The 17523-nt window shown below is 41.7% G+C and carries 15 protein-coding genes; all 15 read left to right on the top strand.

The genetic code is table 11. From position 1 onward, the window contains the following. The first annotated feature begins 79 nt into the window (after positions 1-79). Positions 80-1021, top strand: a complete 942-nt coding sequence (hprK, locus tag HMPREF9625_RS02575) for an HPr(Ser) kinase/phosphatase (protein ID WP_009535447.1) — start codon at positions 80-82, stop codon at positions 1019-1021. Further along, complete coding sequence (gene murB / locus HMPREF9625_RS02570; protein ID WP_009535446.1) at positions 1022-1924, top strand: UDP-N-acetylmuramate dehydrogenase; 903 nt, start codon at positions 1022-1024, stop codon at positions 1922-1924. 101 nt (positions 1925-2025) lie between these two features. Then, positions 2026-2922, top strand: coding sequence for an RNase adapter RapZ (gene rapZ / locus HMPREF9625_RS02565; RefSeq protein WP_009535445.1), 897 nt, complete (start codon positions 2026-2028; stop codon positions 2920-2922). Between the two features lie 73 nt (positions 2923-2995). Beyond that, complete coding sequence (whiA, locus tag HMPREF9625_RS02560; RefSeq protein ID WP_009535444.1) at positions 2996-3691, top strand: DNA-binding protein WhiA; 696 nt, start codon at positions 2996-2998, stop codon at positions 3689-3691. Positions 3692-3739: 48 nt separating this feature from the next. Continuing rightward, the gene (locus HMPREF9625_RS02555; protein WP_009535443.1) at positions 3740-4000 is read left to right on the top strand and encodes an HPr family phosphocarrier protein; all 261 of its coding nucleotides are present in this window, start codon (positions 3740-3742) and stop codon (positions 3998-4000) included. Between the two features lie 168 nt (positions 4001-4168). Further along, a complete protein-coding gene (locus HMPREF9625_RS02550; protein ID WP_009535442.1) occupies positions 4169-7648 on the top strand; it encodes a DNA polymerase III subunit alpha in 3480 nt (1159 codons plus the stop codon). Positions 7649-7805: 157 nt separating this feature from the next. Then, positions 7806-8777, top strand: coding sequence for a 6-phosphofructokinase (gene pfkA / locus HMPREF9625_RS02545; protein WP_009535441.1), 972 nt, complete (start codon positions 7806-7808; stop codon positions 8775-8777). Positions 8778-8841: 64 nt separating this feature from the next. Continuing rightward, positions 8842-9963, top strand: coding sequence for a tRNA dihydrouridine synthase DusB (dusB, locus tag HMPREF9625_RS02540; RefSeq protein WP_009535440.1), 1122 nt, complete (start codon positions 8842-8844; stop codon positions 9961-9963). Between the two features lie 273 nt (positions 9964-10236). Then, a complete protein-coding gene (greA, locus tag HMPREF9625_RS02535; RefSeq protein ID WP_009535439.1) occupies positions 10237-10722 on the top strand; it encodes a transcription elongation factor GreA in 486 nt (161 codons plus the stop codon). Positions 10723-10931: 209 nt separating this feature from the next. After that, positions 10932-12884 carry a lysine--tRNA ligase gene (gene lysS / locus HMPREF9625_RS02530; RefSeq protein ID WP_009535438.1) on the top strand — a complete coding sequence of 651 codons (1953 nt, stop codon included), beginning with the start codon at positions 10932-10934 and terminating at the stop codon, positions 12882-12884. Positions 12885-13077: 193 nt separating this feature from the next. Beyond that, positions 13078-13362 carry a CD1845 family protein gene (locus HMPREF9625_RS11465; RefSeq protein WP_009535437.1) on the top strand — a complete coding sequence of 95 codons (285 nt, stop codon included), beginning with the start codon at positions 13078-13080 and terminating at the stop codon, positions 13360-13362. A 97-nt stretch (positions 13363-13459) separates the two neighbouring features. After that, positions 13460-14224: a replication initiator protein A gene (locus HMPREF9625_RS02520; RefSeq protein ID WP_009535436.1), complete on the top strand. Its 765-nt coding sequence runs from the start codon at positions 13460-13462 to the stop codon at positions 14222-14224. Then, positions 14224-15072 (top strand): ATP-binding protein, encoded by an 849-nt coding sequence (locus HMPREF9625_RS02515; protein ID WP_009535435.1) that lies wholly within the window; start codon positions 14224-14226, stop codon positions 15070-15072. Before HMPREF9625_RS02520 ends, HMPREF9625_RS02515 begins: the two co-directional genes overlap by 1 nt. Next, on the top strand, positions 15069-15554 hold the full coding sequence (locus HMPREF9625_RS02510) for a PcfB family protein (RefSeq protein WP_009535434.1): 486 nt from the start codon (positions 15069-15071) through the stop codon (positions 15552-15554). The genes HMPREF9625_RS02515 and HMPREF9625_RS02510 overlap by 4 nt, the downstream gene beginning before the upstream one ends. 555 nt (positions 15555-16109) lie before the next feature. Next, positions 16110-16892: a hypothetical protein gene (locus tag HMPREF9625_RS02505; RefSeq protein ID WP_009535433.1), complete on the top strand. Its 783-nt coding sequence runs from the start codon at positions 16110-16112 to the stop codon at positions 16890-16892. Positions 16893-17523: the final 631 nt, after the last annotated feature.

Raw genomic sequence — 17523 nt, 5'->3', positions numbered from 1 at the left:
TAGCATAGCTTTTCGGGGATTGCAATTTCAGTCGGGAAAACCTATACTTTAGAAACAAAAACAGGTACAGGAGGAGCTCATGAAAAGCAACGAAAAAGTTAGTGTTTCTCAGCTGATAGAGAAGGAAGGATTGAAGAATCTGACTCCTTCCATCGATACGGACAAGATTTTTATGACCATTCCCGATGTAAACAGACCTGCGTTGCAGCTTGCAGGTTTTTTTAAGCAGTTTGATTCGGAGCGTGTACAGATTATCGGAAATGTTGAGACGGCATATCTTATGACTATGGATAGGCCGATGAGAAGAGCAAGATATGCGGAAATCACAAAATATCCTATTCCCTGCATTATTTATGCCAGAGATATAGAACCGGATTCCTGTATGATTTCCGCCTGTGAGGAGGCGGGGATTCCCCTTCTTTCGAGCGAACGACCCACGACCGAGTTGGAAGGAGAAATTATCCGCTGGCTGAAGGTGAAGATGGCTCCCATGATTACCGTGCACGGAGTTCTGGTGGATGTCTACGGAGAAGGTGTTCTCATCACGGGAGACAGCGGGATTGGAAAGTCGGAGGCGGCTCTTGAATTGATTAAGAGAGGACATCGTTTGGTCAGTGATGATGTGGTGGAGATTCGAAAGGTCTCCGACGAGTCCTTGGTCGGAACGGCACCGGATGTGACAAAGCACTTTATCGAGCTTCGCGGTATCGGGATTATCGATGTGAAGCAGATGTTCGGTGTGGAATCCGTAAAGGACACCCAGACCATCAATATGGTGATTTCCCTTGCAGAATGGTCCAAGGATAAGGATTATGACCGCTTGGGCTTAAAGGATAATTATACGGAGTTTTTGGGAAATCAGATTATCAGCTACGATATACCCATTCGTCCGGGTAGAAATGTGGCCATCATCGTGGAGTGTGCCGCAATCAATAACAGAGCGAAGAAGATGGGCTACAATGCCGCACAAGTACTGTATGAGCGAGTGACGAAGAATATGAATATGCAGGAAGAGGAGTAAATGGAACATTTTCAAGGCAACTTACTAAAAGAATACACCAGCTTTTTAGTAGGAGGAAAAGCAAAGGACTTCTATATTCCCCGCTCCTTTGAAGACGTGGAAGAACTTCTCAAGAGGCTGCATACGGAAGGAAAGGACTTCTATGTCCTTGGAAAGGGATCTAATGTTTTGATCTCCGATGAAGGCCTTGACGCCCCTGTGATTCTTATTCGTGAAAATCTATCCGGAATTCACTTCCAAATCTACAAGGAGCATTTGGAAGAGAAAAATCAAGAAGATTGGGCGATTTTTACAGCCCTTGCCGGAACAAGTCTTTCCGAACTTGCAAAATATGCGGAGGAAAAGGGCTACACGGGAATGGAGCCTCTCTCCGGTATTCCCGGTACTGTAGGCGGAGCGGTCAAGATGAATGCCGGCGCCTATAACAGCGAAATCAAAGATGTTTTCCATCATGGTACATTTTGTAAAAGAAATGGAGAAATCTTCGAGCTTTCTCTTTCGGAAATGGATTTTTCTTATCGACATTCTGCGGTGGAAGACGGGATGCTCTGCCTTTCTGCAAGCTTCCTTTTAAAGAAGGGAGAACTTGCGTCCATTCGAGAGAAAATGGAGGATTTTCAAAAGAGAAGGGCGGAGAAGCAGCCTTTGGAGCTTCCCTCTGCCGGTTCCACCTTTAAAAGACCGGAGGGAGACTATGCTTCTCGCCTTATCGAAGCGGCAGGACTTAGAGGTTTTCGTATGGAGAATGCCGCCGTTTCCGAGAAGCATTGCGGTTTCGTGGTCAATCTCGGCGGAGCAAGCGCAAGAAATATTTATGAGCTTATCGAAGAAGTGAAAAGGATAGTCAAAGAAAAGGAAGGTGTACAGTTGGAAACGGAAATCAAGCTGTGGGGCAGTTTTTAGCAAAAGAAGCAGTTGTTTTCAGTAAAAGAAAGAGCTTTTTAAGTGGAAAAAAGAGTTTTTTGTAATAAAAGAGAAGTGTAATTTAGAAGAAGGAGCGGGATTTGGAAGAGAAGGAAAGACCGGTCCGAACCGAGAAGGAGGCAAAACGTTCCTGTCTTATCTTGACCGGAATGAGTGGTGCGGGAAAGACGGTGGCGCTGAAGATTCTGGAGGACTTCGGATTTAACTGTATAGATAATCTTCCGGTTGCTTTACTGGATAAGTTTTTGGAACTGGTGATGGAAAACGGGAGAGAAGAGCAGATTGCTTTGGGAATTGACAGCAGAAACATACAGGATCTGGACGGATTGGAAGAGCACCTTTCCCGATGGGAAGAGAAAATCTCCTTTCAAATCGTCTTTTTGGACGCAAAAGATGAGGTTCTGATTCAGCGCTTTAAGGAAACCAGAAGATCACACCCGCTTTCCAAGGAAGGCAGGGTAGAGACGGGAATTATATCCGAGCGAAAGAAGCTTGCATTCCTACGAAAAAAGGCGGATATCATCATCGATACCTCGAAGCTTTTGACCAAAGAGCTCAGAAGCCAGCTTTTTTCCATTTTTTTGAAGAAGAAAAAATATAAGAATCTGCAGTTAAGCATCGTCTCCTTCGGCTTTAAGTACGGGATTCCGGAGGACCTGGATTTACTCTTTGATGTACGTTTCTTACCGAATCCTTATTACGAGAAGGACTTGAAATCCCATACGGGAACGGAAGAAATTGTACAGCGCTTTGTTTATCAGGATGGGAATGCGGAGATTTTCCTGCATAAGCTAAAGGCGCTCTTGGATTTTTTGATTCCTCTCTATATCAGCGAAGGAAAGAATCAGTTGGTTATCGGCATTGCCTGTACCGGAGGAAAGCATCGTTCCGTCACGATTGCCGAAAAATTGTATCAATCCATAAAGGATATGGAGAATATCGGAGTAAGACTGGACCATAGAGATATAAATAAATAATATACACTTTATAAACACTCAAAACTGTAGGAATTTTAAAAAAACTAAAGAAAATTATAGGGCAAATCGTATAGTGGAAAATTTCAAAAGCAAAGATAATGAAGTGAAAAAACTCTCTTTTTCGAAGAGAATTAAGGCTGAACTGTTGAAAAGAGGCTTTACAGACCCCCAAAAAACAATTAAGATGAATCCAGATGATAAGGAGAAAAGCAAGGAAGAGTTGAAACAGTATTTTCTTGCAGGAGCTTCTGTAACGGATCCCATGAAAGAATATCATTTGGAATTTTTACCTGAGTCTGAAAAAGAGCTAGAACGGATAGAAGAGATTTTAGAAAGCTTTTCGATCCATCCGAAGAGAGGATTTCGGGGAAAGAATTCCATGGTGTACTTAAAGGATGCAGGAGAAATAGCGGATGTTTTGAAGATTCTCGGGGCTTTTGAAAGTCTGATGGAATTGGAAAATGCCCGTATTCTCAAGGAAGTCAGCGAGAATGTCAACCGTAGAGTTAACTTTGAAGCGGCGAACATCAATCGTACGGTAAAGGCAAGTGTTAAGCAACAAGAGGACATTCTTCTTATTAAAGAGAAAATAGGTTTAGAACGAATTGAATCTGGTTTACGAGAAGTTGCTGAACAGCGTTTACGCTATCCGGATGCATCCCTTGAGGAACTTTCCAAGGGTCTCGCGACACCAATCGGAAAGAGCGGTGTAAATCATCGGTTGCGAAAATTGGCCAGGATTGCAAAAGAGCTTCGCAATGAAGCTTAAATCGCTCTGGGATTAGGAGGCTCGTAAGCACCGGGGGAGGCACAGACTATGAGAGATAATAATATTACAGTGAATTTACCGAAGAACAAAGAGGATCATCCGGTAGCAATGCTGGTACAGATTGCAAGCCGATTTCAGTCCAGTATCTATATGTCCGAGGGGAACAGAAGAGTGAATGCCAAGTCCATTATGGGTATGATGGCATTGGGCTTGGATAATGGTACGGAACTTTATGTTTCCGCAGAAGGAGAAGACGAAGAAGCAGCCATTACGGCCATCAGTGATTACCTTTTGGGGGAAGCGATATAGAAAAACAGGCTCTTGTGAAAGAAGGGGCTTTCGGGTAAAGTATCCCGGAAGCCCTTTATTTTTATATAGGCGATTGTGATATTTTTGTACAAAATGATAAGCGATGCAGAATTACTGCATGGAAGGGTGCGTAACTTTCTTATTGGCATAGTAGAAACAGAGGCGAAAATGGCATTTACACATTTACATGTTCACAGCAGCTACAGCTTGTTGGACGGCTCAGGAAAGATCCCGGAGATGATTTCCCGGGTAAAGGAACTGGGCATGGATTCCTGCGCTTTAACGGATCACGGAGTGATGTACGGTGTCATTGACTTTTACAGAGAGGCAAAAAAACAGGGGATTCATCCTATCCTTGGTTCGGAAATCTATCTCACGGAAGATATGGCGGAGAAAAGTCTCCAAAAGGGAGAAGCGAGATACTATCATTTGGTCCTTCTTGCGGAAAATGATACCGGCTTCCATAACCTGATGAAGTTGGTATCCTTAGGTTTTACCGAAGGCTACTACTATAAACCGCGTGTGGACTATGCCGCTTTAGAAAAATACCATGAGGGCATCATCGCCCTTTCCGCCTGCCTTGCGGGAGAGGTTTCCCGAGCACTTCGCTATAACGACTATGAAAAGGCGAAGGAGGCGGCTTATCGCTACGAAAAAATTTTCGGAAAAGGAAATTTTTTCTTGGAAATGCAGGATCACGGCTATCCGGAGCAAAAGATTGTAAACCAAGGTATGCTCAGGCTCCATGAAGAGACGGGTATCCCTTTGGTTGCGACAAACGATATTCACTATACCTATAAGGAAGATGCAAAGCCGCATGATATCCTGCTCTGCCTGCAAACGGGAAAGAAGCTGCAGGACGAAGATAGAATGCGCTATCCCGGCGGCCAGTTTTATATTAAAAGCGAAGAAGAAATGGAAGAGCTCTTTCCCTTTGCGAAGGAAGCGCTGGAGAATACGGCGCGTATTGCAGAGCGTTGTCAGGTAGAGATTGAGTTTGGAAAATATCATTTACCGAAGTATCGGATTCCGGAGGACTATGACAGTTCCTATGCCTATCTAGAAGAACTTTGCTTAAAGGGGCTTACAAAACGCTACGGAGAGCTTACGGAAGAGAAGAAAGAACGACTATACTATGAGCTCGGAGTCATCCGGAATATGGGCTTTGTCGATTATTTCCTTGTGGTTTGGGACTATATTAACTTTGCAAAAACATCAGGAATCGCAGTGGGGCCGGGAAGAGGCTCTGCAGCAGGCTCTATTGTTGCCTATGCAATCGGGATAACGGATGTGGATCCTATCCGCCATCAGCTTCTTTTTGAGCGATTCTTAAATCCGGAGAGAGTCAGCATGCCGGATATCGACGTGGACTTTGAGTATGAAAGAAGACAGGAAGTCATTGATTACGTCGGAAGAAAATATGGAAAAGAGCAGGTCAGCCAGATTATTACCTTCGGAACCCTTGCGGCAAGAGGGGTTATTCGTGATGTCGGAAGAGTTCTGGATGTCCCTTATGCAAAGTGTGATCAGCTTGCAAAGCTCGTTCCCGCAGAGCTCAATATGACCTTGCAAAAGGCGCTCACGGTCAGTAAAGATTTGAAGAATCTGTATGACACGGAAGAAGAGACCAAAAACATGATCGACCTCTGCCTTCGTCTGGAAGGGCTTCCCCGCCACAGCTCCATGCATGCGGCAGGGGTGGTGATAGCCGGAGGCCCTGTTTCCGACTACGTACCCTTGGCAAAGGCGCAGGACGGTTCCATCACCACCCAGTTTACGATGACAACCATCGAAGAGCTGGGACTTTTGAAAATGGATTTTCTGGGGCTTCGTACTCTAACGGTCATTCAGGATGCCATTCGCTTCGTAGAGAAGAATCACGGAATAAAAATAGATCTTGATCATCTGAATTATGACGATAGCGAAGTCTATGCCATGCTTTCCAAGGGGGATTGCGCAGGGGTTTTCCAGTTGGAATCTTCCGGAATGGTGAATTTTATGAAGCGCCTACGTCCCTCGAACCTCGATGATATCATTGCCGGTGTGGCACTCTACCGTCCGGGACCCATGGATTTCATTCCCGACTATATTGCCGGAAAGAAGAATCCGGAGAAGGTGCACTATGACTGCAAGGAAATGGAGCCGATTTTAAAAAATACCTATGGCGTTATTGTCTACCAAGAGCAGGTTATGCAGATTGTGCGAGACCTTGCCGGCTTTACCATGGGAAATTCCGACCTGCTTCGCCGTGCCATGAGTAAGAAGAAGCTGAAGGAAATGGAAAAGGCAAGACAGAGTTTTGTTTACGGAAACAAAGAAGAGGGAATATACGGTTGTCTCTCGAAGGGGATTTCCGAGGAAGTGGCGAATCGCATCTACGATAAGATGATTGACTTTGCAAACTATGCCTTTAACAAGTCTCATGCCGTGTCCTACGCCCTCCTGTCCTATCAGACAGCTTATCTGAAACGCTACTATGCGCCGGAGTTTTATGCCGCGACCATGAGCTCCTTTATGGACAATATGGTAAAAACGGCAGAATACATAGAAGTGGCAAGAGAAGAGGGAATCTCCATCCTTCCGCCGGATATCAATGAAGCGGAGGTGGGATTTTCCGTGAAGGGCGGAGAAATCCGTTACGGTCTCTCTGCGGTAAAGGGAGTAGGACGAAGTGCCGCGGAAACCATTTTAGAGGAAAGAAAAAAAGGAAGCTTTAAGAACTTTGAAGACTTTGTGCTTCGTATGAGCGCAAGAGGCTTAAACCGAAGAGCGATGGAATCCTTTATTCATGCCGGATCTCTGGATAGCTTGGAAGGAAATCGGAGAGAGAAGCTGGTGATGCTTTCGGAAGTGCTGGAAGACCTGCAAAAAGGGAAAAAAGACATTATTCCCGGTCAGATGAGCTTGTCCGACCTTCTTGGAGAGGAGTCGGAAGAAAAGGGCGATTTTGAGCTCCTCTTTCCGGACCTTGAGGAGTTTCCTAAGGCGGAGCTTCTTCGAAATGAGAAAGATGCTTTGGGGGTCTACCTTTCCGGGCATCCTTTAGACAGTGATAAGGCTTTGATGAAAGAAGTCTGCACACGAAAGGCCAGGGATTTTTCCGAAGAAGCACAGGAAGAGCAGAAAGAGGACGGCATCCAAGACGATGAAACCTGCATCGTGGGCGGACTCCTTACGAATATCAATAAGCGGATCACGAAGAAAAATGAGATGATGGCCTTCCTTACCATAGAGGACAATACCGCCAGTATGGAAGTGGTGGCATTTCCCCGTGCCTTTGAAGCGGCAAAAGAGTTTCTGACAGAGGATTCGAAGATTTTTGTGAAGGGCAGAATTCAGAAAAAAGATGAGGGAGAGGCGAAGCTCATTGCGGAAAAGATAATTCTCTTTGCAAAAGTGCCGAAAGAAATATGGGTACAGTTTTCAGATAAGGAAGAGTATGAAAAAAGAGAAGCCGAGCTTCTGCAAATCCTTAAAGAATATAAGGGAGAAAGTGAAGTGGTACTCTATTTGAGAAAAGAAAAGGCCATAAAGCGTCTCCCGGGGGAATTCAGAATCGATTCCGGAGAAGGAACGAGAAGTCTTCTTATGGAAAAATTCGGGACGGAAAATGTGAAAGAAAAGACAAAGTCCTTGAAATTCCTATAGGAATACAGTAATATATTGAGCTTGATTGAAGTATTTCATTATATATCGAGAATTGAACACAAAGTGTATCATCGAGGCTTCATAATGAGCACAGTATAAAAAGTGTGGGAGATCTCGTTTTAAGGATATGCATTTGGAAATAGAGGAGGAGAAATTTATGGCAGCGGTGAAGACGATAGGAGTATTAACTTCCGGCGGAGATGCTCCGGGGATGAATGCCGCAATCCGCAGTGTGGTAAGATCGGCAATCCATCACGGTTTAAAGGTAAAGGGTGTCATGCGTGGCTATGCAGGGCTCATAGAGGAAGAAATTGTAGATATGGACAGTCATTCCGTATCCGATATCATCAGCCGCGGAGGAACTATTCTCTACACTGCTCGTTGTAAAGAATTTACAACTGTAGAAGGCCAAAAGAAGGGGGCTGAAATCTGTAAAAAACACGGAATTGACGGCATGGTCGTAATCGGAGGAGACGGATCCTTTATGGGAGCGGGCAAGCTTTCCGCCTTGGGAGTGAACACCATCGGTGTGCCGGGAACCATTGACCTTGATATTGCCTGTACGGATTATACTATCGGTTTTGATACATCGATTAATACCGCTATGCAGGCGATTGATAAGATTCGTGATACTTCCACTTCTCACGAGCGTTGCTCCATTATCGAAGTAATGGGTAGACGCGCCGGCTATATTGCTCTTTGGTGCGGTGTGGCAAATGGGGCTGAGGAGATTCTTCTTCCGGAGAAGTATGACGGAGATGAGCAGGCTATCATTAACCGTATTATTGAAAGCCGTAAGAAAGGGAAGAAGCACTATATCATTATCAATGCCGAGGGAATCGGACACTCTTCCTCCATGGCAAGCCGTATTGAAGCCGCTACCGGAATTGAGACCAGAGCGACCATTCTCGGACACATGCAGCGAGGCGGATCTCCGACCTGTAAGGATAGATATTATGCGTCTATCATGGGGGCAAGAGCAGTGGAATTGCTTTGTGAAGGAAAGTCCAACCGACTGGTTGCTTACAAGAAGGGCGAGTTTGTGGATTATGATATTCAGGAAGCATTGCAGATGAAGAAGGATATTGATGAAGAACAGTACCGAGTTGCACAGCTTCTTGTAAGATAAGAGGGCAATATTGTAAGAGTAAGAGAGCGATATTGTAAGATAAGAGAGCAATAAAGAGGATAGTTTGGAAGAGAAATTCAAGAATAAACTGGAAAATATCATAAAGTTGCACGGGATAGAGGGCTTCTCCTTAAGGGAGGACCTTCTTTCTCTTTGTGAAGAAGAGGAAGATGCATCGGAAACAACAGCAGAAACAACAGCAGAAACGAAACAGAAAGGGCAGCCGCTTTTTCATCCTGTTCGTATCGGAAAACTTGTACTTCCGGGAAATATCCTGATGGCACCGATGGCGGGCGTTACCGACCTTCCCTATCGGATTCTCTGTAAGGAAATGGGTGTGAGCCTTTCCTGCACGGAAATGGTTTCTGCAAAGGCTATTTTATATGGGAATAAGAATACCGATTCTCTTTTGGAAAAAGGAGAAGAACCGGGGTTTAGAGCGGTGCAGCTTTTCGGATCGGATCCCGAGATTATGGCGGAAATGGCGAAGCGGGTGGAGCCGGATTTTGATATCATTGACATCAATATGGGATGTCCCGTGCCTAAAGTAGTGCGCAATCAAGAGGGTTCCGCTCTTATGGAAAACCTTCCTCTTGTCGAGAAAATTTTATCCGCTATGGTGAAGGCGGTAGATAAACCCGTTACCGTAAAGTGTCGTCTGGGCTTTACGGACTCCCATATTAATGTATTGGACTTTGTGAAAGTAGCAGAAGGCGCGGGTGTATCCGCTATCGTGGTACATGGAAGAACAAGAGAACAGTATTACCGAGGAAAAGCAAACTGGGATTGGATTCGAAAAGCCAAGGAAGCGGTGCAGATTCCGCTCTTTGGAAACGGAGACATTTTTACGGAAGAAGATGCGATGGCGATGCTCCTATCCACGGGGGTGGACGGCATTTCCTTAGGAAGAGGTGTGCAGGGAAATCCCTTTCTGATAAGAAGGATTCGTTCCTTATTGGAAAAGGGGATGCAAGAACCGCCTCTTTCGTTGCCGGAGCGAAAGGAGATGATGCTTCGGCATCTTCGGCTTATGGAACAGATCAAGGGAGAACATCTTGCACTTCTCGAAATGAGAAAACACCTGTCTTGGTATATGGAAGGCCTTCCGGATGCGGCCAGATGGCGTAAAGAGGTCAATCAGGAGCAGGACTTAAGAGCAGTTTATAGGATGGTGCAGAGTCTATAGCATTGTAGAGTGGATTTTTTCTGAAGAATAAGGTTAAAGAAATAGATTGACTTCTTTATTCTAAATTGTTAGAATATTCCTTTGTATTGAATGCTTTACGGCTTCCGGCGTACCGGAGGCCGTATTCTTAACGAGTGCTGTTTCCTTCTTTCGGGATACACCATAACAGTTTTAAAGAGAACGGGTTTCGTCTTTTCATGAACATCGAGATTTTCTTCTCATGGATAGCGGGTTTTACTCGTTTTAATAATAAAGAAAGGTCAGGAAGATATCGTGGCAGAAGCAAAAAAGAATCTCCTCACAAGAGCCGGCTTAAACAAGCTGGAGAAGGAATTACATGATTTAAAGGTTAATCGAAGACAAGAAATCGCAGAGAAAATCAAAGAAGCCAGAGAGCAGGGAGATTTATCCGAGAACGCGGAGTACGACGCAGCTAAGGATGAGCAGAGAGATATAGAGGAGCGCATCGTGGCAATTGAGACCCTCTTGAAAAATGCGGAAGTGGTTGACGATGCGGAAGAAGGAAGTATCAATATCGGTTGCAAGGTAAAGCTCTATGACAAGGAATTTGACGAGGAGGTGGAGTACCACATTGTAGGATCCACGGAAGCGAATTCCTTACAGGGGAAGATTTCCAATGAATCTCCGGTAGGCATGGCATTACTGCACCACAAGGCAGGAGATGAGATTGTTGTAGAGACCCAGGCAGGAAATATGGAATACAAGGTTTTGTCTGTGGAACGTTATACTGAAGAATAAGATATTGAGTAGAAAGACTTCTTTGATGAATCCGGATTAAAATTCACGACAATTAAAGAAGTCTTTTTTGATGAATATGTCTAACAGTAGATGAATATGTCTGACGGTAGATGAAAATGTCTAACAGTAGATGAATATGTCTGACGGTAGATGAAAATGTCTAACAGTAGATGAATATGTCTAACAGTAGAGAACAGAAAGGGAGAGCTATGAGCGAAAAGGAAAAGAACAATGCAAATCAGCAGGACATGAACCATATTTTAAAGGCAAGATATGACAAGTTGAAAGAATTACAGGACGCTCAGGCGGACCCGTTTCTGATTACGAAAGCGGAGCAGACGCATCACTCTACAGAGATTAAAGAGAACTTTTTCGCCTTGGAAAATCAGCAGGTCGTGATTGCCGGTCGTGTTATGGCAAAACGTGTAATGGGAAAGGCCGGATTCCTCCATGTGCAGGATAGAGACGGAAAGATTCAGGTTTATGTGAGTCGGGAAAGTCTTGGAGAAGAGGAATACAAGGCCTATAAGAGGCTGGATATCGGAGATATTGTGGAGGTTTCCGGCTTTGTGTTTAAGACCCAGACAGGTGAGATTTCCATTCACGGAGAGAAGATTCTTCTGCTCTCCAAGTCCCTCTATCCGCTACCGGAGAAGTTCCACGGTTTGCAGGATACGGACACCCGTTATCGCCAGCGTTATGTGGATCTCATTATGAATGAAGACAGCCGTGATGTTTTCATGAAGCGCTCTCAGATTCTCCGCGAAATCCGTAATTTCCTTGCCGGAAGAGATTTCTTGGAAGTAGAGACACCGATGCTTGTGGAAAATGCGGGCGGTGCTGCAGCCCGTCCCTTTGAAACGCATTACAATGCCTTAAATGAGGACGTAAAGCTTCGTATTTCTCTCGAGCTTTACTTAAAGCGTCTGATTATTGGCGGTATGGAGCGTGTTTATGAGATTGGAAGAGTGTTCCGTAATGAGGGAATCGACACCCGTCATAACCCGGAATTCACTTTGATGGAGCTCTATCAGGCATATACCGACTATGACGGTATGATGGAGCTTACCGAGTCCATGTTCCGTTACCTTGCGGAAAAGGTATGTGGAACTCTTCACATCAGCTATCAGGGAACTCCTATTGACTTGGAAAGCCCCTTTAGAAGACTGACCATGACCGATGCCATTAAGGAATATGCGGGCATTGATTTTGACAAGATTCAAACCTTGGAAGAAGCGAGAGCCCTCGCAAAAGAAAAGGAAATCGCTTACGAAGAACACCATGGTATCGGGGACATCGAGAACCTCTTCTTTGAAGAGTACTGCGAAGAGAAACTGATTCAGCCGACCTTTATCATGGATCATCCCTTATCCATTTCCCCGCTCACGAAGAAGAAGCCGAGCGACCCGACGAAGGTAGAGCGTTTTGAGCTCTTTATCTACGGAAGAGAAATGGCAAATGCTTACTCCGAGCTGAATGATCCAATCGATCAGAGAGAGCGTTTCAAGGCACAGGATGCTTTGGCTGATGCGGGAGATGAGGAAGCGAACCACACCGACGAAGACTTCCTTCATGCTATGGAAATCGGTATGCCGCCAACGGGCGGAATCGGCTACGGTATTGACCGTCTTGTGATGCTTCTCACCGACTCGGCATCCATCCGTGACGTTTTACTCTTCCCCACAATGAAGTCCTTGGACAAGAAGGATGAGGGAAATAGGGCATCTAAGGGTAATGGAAACGGAATTTGCGACCAAGTTGCGACCGTTCCGGAAAAGATTGATTTTTCAAACGTGAAGATTGAACCTCTCTTCGAAGAACAGGTTGACTTTGAGACTTTCAGTAAATCTGACTTCCGTGCGGTAAAGGTAAAGGATTGCTTTGCCGTTCCAAAGAGTAAGAAGCTTTTACAGTTTACCTTGGACGACGGAACCGGTACTGACAGAACGATTCTTTCCGGCATTCATGACTTTTATGAGCCGGAAGAGCTGATTGGAAAGACATTGATTGCTATCACAAATCTTCCCCCAAGAGCAATGATGGGAGTAGAGTCCTGCGGTATGCTACTTTCCGCCATTAACCAGAAGAAGGATAGTGATGAGGAAGAATTGCACTTACTGATGGTAGATGACCATATTCCGGCAGGAGCGAAGTTATATTAGTATTTTGTTTATTGTTGAACTATTTTGAAGACAAAGAGATTATGCCTTATGGCGGATGAAGTTAACTTCATCCGCCATTTTATATAAAAAAGAATTGATGATTTGCAAAGACTTGTTTCATCCCGTGTGCTATTATAAACTTAGTAATCGAATGTAGATGAATAGATAGTTAATTAAAGAAAAGAGGTTACCTATGAGAATACTATTTAAGCTTGTCTTGTTTCCTATTAGTCTTCTATTATCGGTTTGCACTGCTTTTCTAACATTTTTGCTAAGTATAGGAGTGGCTATCTTGTATTTATTGATGATTCTTTGCATTTTTGTAGCAATAGGTTCTTTTCTATTCTTTCAGGACGGAAGAGTTGCATTGGAGGCATTAATTGTTGGCTTTATCCTCAGTCCCTATGGATTACCTATGATAGGTGCAACAATGATTGCTTTCCTGGAAGTGCTAAATCAGAGAATACGATCTTTTTAAGAAAAGAGAAGTGAATTTATATGAAGAAGGCGATAGAAAGTTCTATCGTCTTTTTTCATACCTAAAATTGTGTAAAAAAATAAAAAGGAGAGAAGATGTGGAGTTTGATTATTTTTATAACCGAGATGGTGAGCGATTTAGCTACTATATGCTTCCTAAGATTCTTGTGACTGATGGAAAGTTTCAATCCTTATCTTCAGATGCCAAGATTCTTTATGCCTGTTTACTTGAGAGAACGGCTTTATCCTTAAAAAATAAATGGATTGATCATGAGAATAGAATATACATCATTTTTACTTTGGAAGAGATTATGGAAGTCTTAGGTAGATCTAATAAAACAGCTGTAAAAGTTTTAAATGAATTAGACAGCAGTACAGGAGGACTAGGGCTTATAGAGAGAAAGAAGCAGGGTTTAGGAAAGCCAAATATCATTTATGTAAAGGATTTTCTAAGTATCTTTTCTTTCGAAGGTAAAAACTACAGTTCAGAAGTGAAGAATCTACATACAAGAAGTGAAGAAGTTACACTTCAGGAAGTGAAGAAAATACACGGAACTAATTCTAATACTAATAAACATGAGAGTAATCATCCTGATTTTAGATTTGGAAAAAAATCATATGGGATTTTCCAAAACGTTTTTTTAAGAGATGAGGATATAAGAGAATTGAAAGGAGTTCTAGTTAAGGATTTTTCAAACTATGTGGAAAGGTTGTCAGCATATCTTAAGAGTACGGGAAAGACTTACAAAGACCATAAGGCAACTATCCTTTCCTGGTTTTATAAAGATCAGGGAAATCGGAGGGGAATAAAAGCTTCCAACATTCCCAGTTTGGAAGAATACGATAAAGGAGAGCATTTATAATGAGTGAAATGAAAAGGACCTGGATTGAGGGCGTGGAGTATTCCTACGATGCAAATGAAGAATATGAAAAGGATGGACATGTTTACTGTAAGACCTGTCATGAAAGAAAAGACGGAAAGATTTTGGAGTTCTTTGGTGGGAAGATGATTTGTCGTGTATCTTGTCATTGTGACAAACAGAGAGAAGAAAAAGAAGCTAAGAGACAGAAGCAATTGGAAATAGAACGTCTCAAGAGTAGTTGTTTTAGTTCCAGAGCCGAATGGGAGTATAACTTTTTGAATTATCAAGGAGAAGAAAATCAAAGTCTTCTTATTGCCAAGAACTTTGTGAAGGATTATGAGCAAATGAAGAAAGAAAATGTTGGACTTCTTTTTTATGGCTCTGTTGGAAGCGGAAAGACTTATCTTGCCTGTTCTATTGCCAATGCTCTAATAGAGCAATATCAAGTACCTGTTAAGATTCGAAATTTTTCGCAGATTATGAATGAAATGCAAAAATGTGGTTTTGACTTTGATAAGAATGCCTATATTGAATCTTTGGTTAATACTTCCGTACTGATTTTAGATGACCTGGGAATTGAAAGGGACACAAGCTATGCAAAGGAGCAGGTGTACAACATTGTGAACAGCCGGTACTTAAGAAGAAAGCCGACCATCTTTACCACAAATCTATCTTATGACACTATTCAAAACTGCATTGAAAGTGTGGAGTATCAAAGAATTTATTCAAGAATTATAGAGATGTGCATTCCCGTCATGGTTGTGGGGCATGATTACAGGAAAAAAATTCAAAAAGAGAAGCTTTCTCGGAACAAGGAGAGGTTATTGAGCGGAGGTGAAAGAACATGATCAATGAAGAAGTATCCGATAAAACTCTTAATTTAGAAATAAAGGCAGCTAAGATCACTGCAAAACTGATTATTCAGCAGATAAAGAAATTACTAAAAGAAGCTAAAAAATTTGGGGGAATGGAGAAATTTGTCAGTGAAAAGGGTAATGAAGTGAAGCTGAAGGACTTGGTTCAGAAAGGACAACTGGAAGAGATTACCATTAAAGAAACAGAGCTTAAAAGACTAAAAAAAGAATTGAACAAATATGGTGTTAAGTTTTCTGTTATGAAAGATAAGAAGACAAAGCAGTATTCCCTATTTTTTCAAGCAAAAGATGTAAAAATTATGGACAAGTCATTTAAAAAGGTCCTGGCAGACTTGGAGAAAAAAACGGAAAGAAAGGAGTCCATCCATAAGAACCTTGAGAAGTTCAAAGCATTGGTGAAAAATGCTATTTTCAAAGATAAAATCAAGAACAAGAAAAAGGAGCAAAGCCTATGATGGAGAAGATTTTAAAAGATAGTAAAAGCTTATCCAAGATGCAGGGTTAAGAAATGGAAAAAATATGCTAATTTCTATATTTTATGGTGTGAATATTTGATTGAATGAGCTAATTATGGCTAACTAAAATATGGAAATTTGCTTTTTGTTAAAAAATATGGTAAGATATAAACAACCGATCGGGAAATTAAGAAAGTGGACAGCTATAGACGTGCCACTCTATAAATCTAACATTCTATAAATCAGAAAAATGGGACTTTCAAGAATGAGAGCAAACTAAGAGAGATAGAAAAGTCCATTTCCACATTGCAAACTGTAGGTAATATAGCTACTACTTAGGAGTTTTTCTTTATCAAGCCTTTGCTTTTCTTTAGAAGTAAAAATCAATACCAAGATTGTTATCAATAGCTGAGTATTAGATTAATTAACATAGGAAAAAAGATGATATTCCGTGAATTATGGAAATGCTAAGGGAAAGGAAAACAGATAGAGTATTAGTTTTAAAGTTAAGGTTTATATTAAAAGTTTTCAGAAAAATAAGTATAGGAGGTAAACATGAAAAAATTTGGAGAAAAAATGTTTTCAATGTTTTTGTCACTATTATTGCTTTTTAGTACAGTTGCCGGAACTAGTCGAGTATATGCAAATGAGAGTAACAAAGTTTATCCTATCACAAGTGAAATCGCAAATAACTTTGCTGAGATGAGTGAAATTGCAGCTAAAAGTTATGATGTAAAAGATGAAGGAATTAAATCTGCATATATTGAATTATCTAAAAATGAGATTGAAAACGAGGATTTTGTAGTACATGGAAATAAAAGTAATCTGAACTTTGAAGAGATCAATGTAGTGAAAATGAATTTAGATGGTTCAGAATATACAGCGGTAAATATATCGATTGCTGGTGAGTATAGTACCTTGAGTAATATCAATCTATTATTCAATAACAACAATGAATTTATTGGTTATACGGAAACTTTAATCTACAATAATCCCAAAACAAACAAGTTTCAAATTGATAATTATCAAAATGGAATACTATTAGAACATAAAGAAACCTCAATTGATTTTATGTCTAACGAAAAAATAAAAGAAGGTATACAGGGATTAAAGGAGATTAAAAATCAGACATATACAAGAAGTGTAGGATCGACAGTAGCCTGTCTTGGAGCTCTGTTAGGAATTAATGGGGCAGTAGCCTATATAATTGCTGGAACTTGCACAACAGCCTGTTCAGCCGCTCCTGTCACTGGTGCAGTGTGTGCAGCCTGTATTGGAGGAATTTGTGCCATTGGAGCAGGGGATATAGCTGGAATAGTGGCTTGTTTTAAGAGTTAGGATGGTGAGTAAAGATGAAAGAAGAATATAAAAAAGCTATCTTTGTATTAGTGGTTTGTGCCATCGGGACTATTATAATATGTTTTATACCTTCTCTTTTCCGATGATACATCCAACAATTTTACAGTATTCGCTTAACGAATAATCGAATTAAAAAGGTAGTTTATAAGAACTGGAACAAGGAAATATGTTATTGCTTTCAAAATGGGAAATAACTGGAGTAAGATAAACATTATTATATCAGTTTTCGAGAGGATATTATGTTGAGAATAATAGTAAGAGTATCATGGCTTATAACGGTTGTATTTATGTGGTTACCTAATGTGTGCAAAAATCAGTTTATGAAAGATAATGAACGACAAATAATCAAGATACTAGCTATAATTTCTGCTGTTTTGTCAGTATGCAACGTTTTTCTTGGATGAATGAGAAAATATAAATAACAAAGAAAAGGCCATTTATCTATCAAGATTTTGGCCTTTTTGAATATAAATAATATCTGTATGGAGAGAACAGAGTGAAGGAATTAGTAAGAAAAAATAATTTAGAACAGGAAGAAAAAATAAGAAAGCAAGACATCTTTGTAAAAAGGAGCGTAGCCTATGATTGAGAAGATTGTAAAGGATATCAA

It is taken from the genome of Oribacterium parvum ACB1 (genome assembly GCF_000238055.2).
GTDB lineage: Bacteria > Bacillota > Clostridia > Lachnospirales > Lachnospiraceae > Oribacterium > Oribacterium parvum.
The sequence above is the reverse complement of the archived record's forward strand: the minus strand, read 5'-3'. Positions and strand labels throughout refer to the sequence as shown.